The organism is Paenibacillus sp. Marseille-Q4541 (genome assembly GCF_018310695.1).
Lineage (GTDB): Bacteria > Bacillota > Bacilli > Paenibacillales > Paenibacillaceae > Paenibacillus.
Genome location: NZ_JAGXCY010000030.1, coordinates 44,802 through 53,408 on the forward strand (window position 1 = coordinate 44,802; position 8,607 = coordinate 53,408).

Consider the following 8,607-nt stretch of genomic DNA (forward strand, 5'->3'; position numbering starts at 1 on the left):
GTGGATTTGATACACTATTATAGTTGTTTCATAGATTGGCTAAACTAATCGTATGAAGATAGACGAATATCGTTTTCAGTTTTATATTGCAACCCGAGATTTATGGGTTTAGGAGGATATATGGATATTAAAGCATTAAGAAGAGAAGATGTGGAGCTGCTTGCTCCTGCCGGTGATTGGGATTGTATGCGTTCGGCTGTTGCCAATGGCGCGGATGCCATATTTTTTGGTGTTGAGAAATTTAATGCCCGGGCAAGAGCAAATAACTTCCGTATGGAAGAACTACCTGAAATCATGGCGTTTTTGCATAGCTATGGAGTAAAAGGATTTTTGACATTTAATATTTTGGTGTTTGAGAATGAGCTTAAGGATGCGAAGGAACTCGTTGACGCTTGTGTGGAAGCAGGGGTTGATGCTGTTATCGTTCAGGATTTGGGTCTTGTGAAAATGATTCGCGAAATTTCTCCTGACTTTCCGATTCATGGGTCTACACAGATGACGATTACTTCACCAGAAGCGGTTGAGTTCACGAAACCTTTTGATATTGAACGCGTTGTGCTTGGACGAGAAAATAACCTGAAACAGATTCAGAAAATTGGCGAGCAAGCTCGTTTGCCGATGGAAGTATTTGTCCATGGTGCTTTGTGTGTTTCCTACTCAGGTCAATGCTTGACTTCGGAAATGTGGGGCGGACGTTCTGCAAACCGTGGGGAATGTGCACAGGCTTGCCGTCTTCCGTACGATTTGATGGTGGATGGGGAGCAAAAACCGATGGGAGACGTAGCGTATCTGCTATCTCCTAAGGATCTTGCTGCTATTGATATTATGCCTGAGCTGATTGAAGCAGGTGTAACTTCCTTTAAAATCGAGGGACGTCTCAAAACGCCGGAGTATGTGGCAAACGTCGTAAGTAAATACCGCAAAGCGATTGACGGTTATTTTGACGGTATTCAGAACCCGGTAAGCAAGGAAGAAATTCGTGAGCTCGAGCAAAGCTTTTCCCGTGGATTTACGCATGGTTTCTTGGAAGGAACTAACAACAAAAAGTTGGTGGATGGAACGTTCCCGAAAAGCCGTGGGGTGTATCTTGGACGCGTGGAGAAGATTTTGCGTGATGGCGTCGTATGTAAGATTGAAGCTCCGCTGAAACGTGGAGATGGAATCGTGTTTGATGCAGGGGACCCAACTCAGCGTGAAGAGGGAGGTCGTGTATACGACATCCGCCGTCAAGGGGTGAAAATCGAGGGAGAAGCTGGCGAAGGCTGGATCATCGATATCGTACCTGGCCGCAGCGATGTGGACTTGCGTCGTTTGCACGAAGGTGATCGCATCTGGAAAACAAATGACCCAGCGCTCGACAAACGTCTGCGTCAAAGCTATGACACCGAGAAGCCTTATCGGGTTTTCCCTGTGCATGTGAGTGTTGTCGGTCGCCCAGGGGGCGTGCTTGAAACAACATGGACTGATGTGCAAAAAGGCACGACAGTCCGTGTTGATTCTGAGCTGGAACTGGAAATTGCCAAGAAGCGCCCGATGAATCGGGAATTGCTCGAAGAGCAATTTGGGCGCCTCGGAGGCACGGTGTTCCAGCTGGAGGAACTCGACGTCCAGCTTCATGGGGACGTCATCGTTCCGATGCGCGAGCTGAACAGCATCCGCCGCCGTGCGGTGGAGTTGCTCGCGGGCGAGCGTCCAAAACCTCCTGTTTACGTAAAACGGGAGGTCGAAGTTTACGGCGATGCAGCTGTGCCTGCAGCGCCTGTGAAGCGCGGCGAGGCCGAGCTGACCGCGCTCTGCCGCAGCCTTCCGCAGGTGGAAGCTGCGATTGAGGCGGGAATCGGTATGATTTATGCCGATTTCGAGTTCATTAAGCAGTTCCCTGCAGCAGTAGAGATGGTCCACGCGGCAGGCAAGAAAATCGCTCTCGCTACACCGCGTATTCATATGCCAGGCGAGAACGGGTACCATAACAACATCTTGCGTCTGAAACCTGACGCCGTGCTTGTTCGCAACACAGGTGCGCTGTACTTCTACCTTCGTCATCGGATGGAGAACCCAGACGTTGAGCATCCAGAACTTATTGGAGACTTTTCTCTGAACATTGCCAACCACAAAGCGGTTGAACTGTTTGTAGAGGCAGGCTGCGATTATGTTACACCATCATACGATCTGAACATTCAGCAAATGGTGGATCTGCTTGAGCGTTCTCAGACAGGTAAAATGGAAGTCGTTATTCATCAGCATTTGCCGATGTTCCATACGGAACACTGCGTATATTGTACGTTCCTGAGCGAAGGAACGGATTATACGAATTGTGGCCGTCCTTGTGAAGATCACAGCGTATCCCTGCAAGACCGTATTGGTATGTCCCATCCAGTTCGTGTAGATGAAGGCTGCCGTAACACGGTATACAATGCGATTGAGCAATCCGGCGCGGAATACCTGACCAACTTTATGGATCTGGGGGTATCCCGCTACCGCGTAGAGTTCCTGGAAGAAACTCCAGAACAAGTGCGCGAAGTGATTGATCTGTATAACCGTGCACTGCGCGGAGAGATTAGCGGAACGCAGGTATGGAAGACGTTGAAAGCAACGAATCAGCTGGGTGTAACTCGTGGTCAGCTTGTAAAATAAATAGGTTATGAAAAAAGGGGGATCACAGTCTTTTATTGACTGTGATCCCCCTCTTTTATTTTGATACAAACATCTATTTTTCTTAGAAATTAACATTAGCCAATTGTTCTACTTGTTGTTGTGCTTCGGGCTGAACAGCAACGAGCTGATTCATGATCTGTTCGTCTGTTTGGCCCGTCTTTTTCAAGGAAGCGAGATACCATCTAGCGATCTCTTGATTTGTTGGGTCATTCATATCTTCCTTAAGTCCTTGCTTCAGTGTAGCTGCAGCTTCAGCAGGTTGATTTTGCATAAATTCAATTTTACCTGCACTCAGCGCAATGGAAGGAGTAATTTCAAAAGCTCGCCCTTGCAGCTGTCCTTCTGGTAATGTCTTAAGATGTTCAATTCCTTCTTTTACATGTTCATAAGCAGCAAGACCTGCTTTGAAGTACTCTTCTTTTTTCTCATTGTCTTGATTTCCGAGTGCCTGATAGCCAATATCGTGAGCCTGACTAATTAGTGTCTCATACCAGGTAATATCCCAGTTGAAGTTTTTGGCCCGCTCGTTTTGAATGGCAAAAGCTTTTTCATTCTCTCCTTTGGCCTGATAGAGGGAAATCTGCTGCCTCAGCATCTTTTTGTTAAAGGGTTCAGCCGCAAGTCCTCGTTCAAGCCAAGCCATTCCTTCGTTATAAAATTGTTCATCCTGAGTTTGGACATAAACTTGTTGATAAATTTCTGCCATAAGTAACAACGAATCAGGATGTGTTTTGCGTGTGGATAAATCTTTATCTAGTGCTGTTTTAATTTCTTCAAAAGATTGGCTGTTCTGTGCAACTTGCTGTGCTTCTACCGCAGCATAGCTGGACTGCAAATAACGTACAGAGGTAAACAATACGATAATAGACAGGACTCCTACAACACCAAGGTAAGCATAACGTGAACCATTTCCTGTAAAACGAAGTTTTTTCACAGGTTTGTTATCCATAACCGCAGCCATTCCTCCAAAACCTAGGAATACGAGAATCCCCATGAATACATAACTCATATTAAAGTCTAAAATACTGTGCGTAAGAATCGAGAAAGTAATAATGAAATATAGAAAATGGGACTCTCTATTCTCTTCAGAGGATCGGATATATCCTTTAACATACTTATAAATAATGAAAATCATAAAGCTCATAAAAATAATGAAACCAATAATACCGACTTCTACAAGATATTGCATGAAAAAGTTATGTGCTTGACGGCTCGTGTATGGGTTGTTCTGATACGTTTCATATAACGAAGCCCAAGCTCCCCCACCCGCACCAACGATCGGGTAATCACCGAGTAGTTTCATTGCATCTTTATAAAAAGTAAAACGCTCTAGCACACTGTGCTGATTAAAGTTAATGTTCTCAAGTCTAATTTGAATGCTTTGCGGTAAAATGCTTTTGAGTCCAGTACCTAAAAGTAATCCTCCCATAATTCCTGCAATAACAGAGGAACCTACTGGAATCCAAAGGTTCGAATACTTCCGGTCTGCCCAGCGCTGTACCCCATTTGTCAGGCGAGGTGCCAGATACTTTTGGATGCTCCATGCAAGGACCGCTGTAATGATCGATGCAACTAAAAGGTAGATCCAACCGTCTAAAGCTGCGGAGGCAGAATATTGTTCATGTAGCTGTAGACCTATCGTCGTAATTGGATTAAGAACGGCAATCGTAGCTCCTCCAGCAATAAGACAGTATATAATCCATAGAATCTGCTTCGCTGGTTTTAAAAAGAGTAGAAGTACGACAAAAACAACGGGTAGCAGGACAAGTCCTGTTCTCGATAACGTGAGCAGTAACGAGATAATAATGGGAACAAGCATGAAGCCGTGTGTTAACTGGCCAATCCATTTTTTTGATTTCACCAAACTAAAGATGGATGCAAATAGCAGAGCCATAAGAAAAGCTGCATATGTATTCGCGTACTGAAATACCGATGTAAGCCGCGGTCCGTTGGAATCGACCATCACGGCATCTACGTAGATCCCATTCTGAACAGCTCCTGTAAACCAGCCGACAAGATTTGCGGCCAAATGGGACGCTCCTAGCCAGTTCAGTAGACCAAATCCGACAATAACATACGAAATCCCCAAAATTCCCAAATGTATGATATGATTAATTTGTTTGTTTTGGAGAATAAACACTGCAATGGCAAATATGACCGCATAGATGCATTGGATCAATACCATATTCATTGCTAGATATTCCGACGCTGCAGAGATGAGAGAAAGTACATAAGTAAGAGGTAACAGTAGGACAGCCACAAGCAGCCAATCTCTCTGCGTTTCTAGCTTAATCTCTCTGTAATAGTTCGCTATCCATAGGAACATGAGCAGGGATGAGATTAGGACAGCCCAATAGAGCGGCTTTTCAAAATTCAACATCTGACCGTTAAACAAGGCAATCTGGAACGGAGCCCAGATCAGGAACAAAACAAGGCCTCCAACAAGGAGCCATTCAAGCATAGATCGTTGTTTTTTCGGCTTACTACTATTGGTTGATTTGGTAGTGTTGCCGTATACTGGATTCGACAAGGTAGAATTCTCCTTTTCTAGTAGATACGACATTATTTTAGCATAATACGTATAAAAATGAATGTTAAACATTTTCTTTAATATAGAATAAATAAATTAATAACTTTAGATTTTAGATATTGAACTATCAAGGAGAAGCACATGCATTTATACAAAAAGATAGCACTTACCGTTATTGCCATCATCTCTACTTGTTTATTTTTTGGGATTTTACAAGTATATGATCAGTCAAATTTAAAATTAATAGTGCATTTCCAAGTTAAGTCTGATGTATCTGGCGAATATCAGCTCTTTTATAGTAATGATGCAGATAAACCGGAGTGGAAAGAAGATAATTCTTTTAAGGAGAATTATGAAGTTGTAGATGGTTGGAAATCTATAGAATTCCATATTCCGAATGATACTATGGCGATTAGGCTAGATACTGGTGATAAGAAAGCAAATATTCAAATTAAAAGATTGGCATTAAAATCCAATAAAGAAGTGTTTATTACTGAGTCTAGCTCTTTTGTTAGTTTTAATGACCTTAAGATAAAGAGTCAAGGTAATGAGGTAAATGAATATGTTGCGGATAATGGAGATCCTTACTTAATAGTTAATATCGGATCGTATATTACAGCTTCTATGGATGGAATAAATATAATAACCTTGCTATTTTATATTATTTTGAGTTTATTACTGGGAGGTATAACCACATATTCAGCTCGGTATTCAAAAGAGACTATTTTCTATATTCGTGAAGTTTTCAAAAATAGAAAGTGGATTTTAAATTTAGCGCGTAATGATTTTAAAACAAAATATGCATCTTCGTATCTGGGGGTTATTTGGGGGTTTATACATCCACTATTAACGATAGCAACTTACTGGTTTGTATTTCAAGTAGGTTTAAGGAGCGGCGATGTTGCTGAAGTTCCTTTCATTCTGTGGTTTATCGCAGGGATTATTCCGTGGTTCTTTTTTTCTGACGCGTTCTCAGGGGCTACTAATGTACTGTCTGAATACAGCTACTTAGTAAAGAAAGTAGTTTTCAAAATCGAACTATTACCATCTGTTAAGATTGTTTCAGCGCTTTTTGTACAGTTATTCTTTATAGGATTTATATTTGTAGTTTACTCTTTTTACGGATATTATCCTGACTTATATAACTTACAATTGTTTTATTACATTGTATGTCTTGTTTTTTTATTGTTTTCCTTGACTATTCTTACTTCTGCAGTAGTGCTGTTCTTCAAAGATCTTAATCAGATCATCGCTATCATACTGCAGATGGGATTTTGGTTTACTCCGATCGGTTGGTCAACGAGTATGCTTTCTGACTTCTGGGCATTTATTTTTAAACTAAATCCAATGTACTACATTGTGCAAGGTTACAGAGATTCGTTTATTGATAAAGTTCTATTTTATGAGCATCCTTATCAAACACTTTATTTTTGGGTACTTTGTCTTTTTATTTTGACAGCAGGCATCGTTATATTCAAAAAATTAAAACCTCACTTTTCGGATGTATTATAGGAGGATGAGTTGAATGCAGACGATGATTGATATTAAAAACATAGTTAAAACCTACAAGTTATATGATAAACCCAAGGATCGCTTAAAGGAGACATTCTCTTTATCTAAAAGAAAATATCATGTTGATTTTAGTGCACTTAAAGGTATTAGTTTTTCTGTCAACGCAGGGGATGCACTCGGAATCTTAGGAAAAAATGGTTCTGGTAAATCTACCTTACTAAAAATGATCACCGGGGTACTTACTCCTACTAGTGGAGAAATTAGAGTGAATGGTAAAGTTTCTGCCATTCTGGAATTGGGAGCAGGATTTAACCCTGAATATTCGGGGAGAGAGAATATCTATTTAAATGGCTTGATGATGGGGATAGATCGAAAAGAAATGGACTCGAAGATTGAAAGCATTATTCAGTTTGCTGATATCGGTGATTTTATTGAACAGCCTGTAAAGTTATATTCTAGTGGTATGTTTGCGAGATTAGCCTTCGCTGTCTCTATTAATGTAGATCCTGATATATTAATTGTAGATGAAGCATTAGCAGTCGGAGACACTCGTTTTCAAACCAAATGTATAGAAAAGATGAAAGAATTAAAGTCCAAAGGAACTACTATTCTGTTTGTCTCTCATGCAACGGAACAAGTAAAACGTTTCTGCAATAAAGCGATTTGGATTAAGGACGGGGTTATCGAAGCTGAGGGAGAAGCAAGTGAGATTGTAGATATCTATGAGGATTATATGAAAAATAGTACAGGTGATAGTAAGTATTCACAATATAAAGATGAAATTGTTCAAGAAAGTATTGAAGATAAACAAGATTTTAATATGCCTGAGAACCCAGATATATTAGCTTATATAAACAATGTGAAAATAAGTAAGGAGAAAATAAGAACGTTCGATTCAATAGAAGTAGAGATAGACTATGATGTTTACAAACCGTTTATAGAGGACTTGTTAATAGGAGTAGCTATATATACACCAAATAGAGAGTATGTGTTTGGTCCGAATACATTCCTTGAAAAGGTTCAGATACCCAATAATATGGGAGCTCATAAAATTAAATATAAAATCCCGAAGGTTCCTTTATTAGGGGGGGCGTTTTGTGTTGATGTCGGTCTTTTCAATAATGAAGGAATAGTTTGTCTACATTATAAGGAGAATATTGTGACTTTCCAAATATCTAACAAATATATATCGGAAGGTTTTGTATATATTGATCATAAATGGGATGTGGTAAAATGAATGATTTATTATTTGATCAATATCAGCGTTATAAAAATGTTGCTGATGCTATTCAAAGCATGAGGGATGGAACAAGCTGCTTGAAAATATTAGAGGTTGGTGCGAACGAGCATCAGAATTTAGAAAAATTTTTACCAAATGATGACATAAAGTATTTAGATGTAGAACTCCCTGAAAGATTGCTTTCTAACCCAAATTATTTTCTGGGTGATGCTACAAAAATGGAATTTCCTGACAAGAGCTTTGATGTAGTAGTCGCTCTTGATGTATATGAACATATTCCTGCTTCGAAGAGGAAGTCATTCATATCTGAGATTAATAGAGTAAGTTCAAACTTCTTCATAATAACAGCTCCATTTAAATCGAAACGAGTTAGTGAGTCGGAACAAAGAGTCAACTCAATATTCAAAATTTTATTTGGTCACAACTTCAGATGGCTGGAAGAACACTTTGAAAATGGTTTACCTGAAGAACAGGAACTGGAAGACGTAATGAATTCTTTAGATGTTAAGTTCCGTAAATTAAATCATGGTGATTTAAATATTTGGGAAACAATGATGGGTATCCATTTTTTTGCAGCTAGAATACCCCAATTAATAACTTATAGAGAGAAGATAGATCAGTTTTATAATAATTATCTATACGAGAAAGATTATACTGCCGAATCTTATAG

The 8,607-nt window shown here is 40.0% G+C and carries 5 protein-coding genes; 4 read left to right on the plus strand and 1 reads right to left on the minus strand.

Annotated elements, in window-relative coordinates:
- The first annotated feature begins 120 nt into the window (after positions 1–120).
- Positions 121–2,634, plus strand: coding sequence for a U32 family peptidase (locus KFT32_RS21775; RefSeq protein WP_211749575.1), 2,514 nt, complete (start codon positions 121–123; stop codon positions 2,632–2,634).
- Positions 2,635–2,716: 82 nt separating this feature from the next.
- On the opposite strand, the gene KFT32_RS21780 is transcribed toward KFT32_RS21775, so the two are convergent.
- Positions 2,717–5,185, minus strand: coding sequence for an O-antigen ligase family protein (locus KFT32_RS21780; RefSeq protein WP_211749576.1), 2,469 nt, complete (start codon positions 5,183–5,185; stop codon positions 2,717–2,719).
- Between the two features lie 141 nt (positions 5,186–5,326).
- Here KFT32_RS21780 and KFT32_RS21785 point away from each other — a divergent pair, with 141 nt between their 5' ends.
- The 3 genes from KFT32_RS21785 to KFT32_RS21795 all read left to right on the plus strand — a co-directional run.
- Complete coding sequence (locus KFT32_RS21785; RefSeq protein WP_211749577.1) at positions 5,327–6,697, plus strand: ABC transporter permease; 1,371 nt, start codon at positions 5,327–5,329, stop codon at positions 6,695–6,697.
- A 13-nt stretch (positions 6,698–6,710) separates the two neighbouring features.
- Positions 6,711–7,934 carry an ABC transporter ATP-binding protein gene (locus KFT32_RS21790; RefSeq protein ID WP_211749578.1) on the plus strand — a complete coding sequence of 408 codons (1,224 nt, stop codon included), beginning with the start codon at positions 6,711–6,713 and terminating at the stop codon, positions 7,932–7,934.
- On the plus strand, positions 7,931–8,607 hold a 677-nt coding region (locus tag KFT32_RS21795), incomplete at its 3' end, for a class I SAM-dependent methyltransferase (RefSeq protein ID WP_211749579.1). The genes KFT32_RS21790 and KFT32_RS21795, both read left to right, overlap by 4 nt.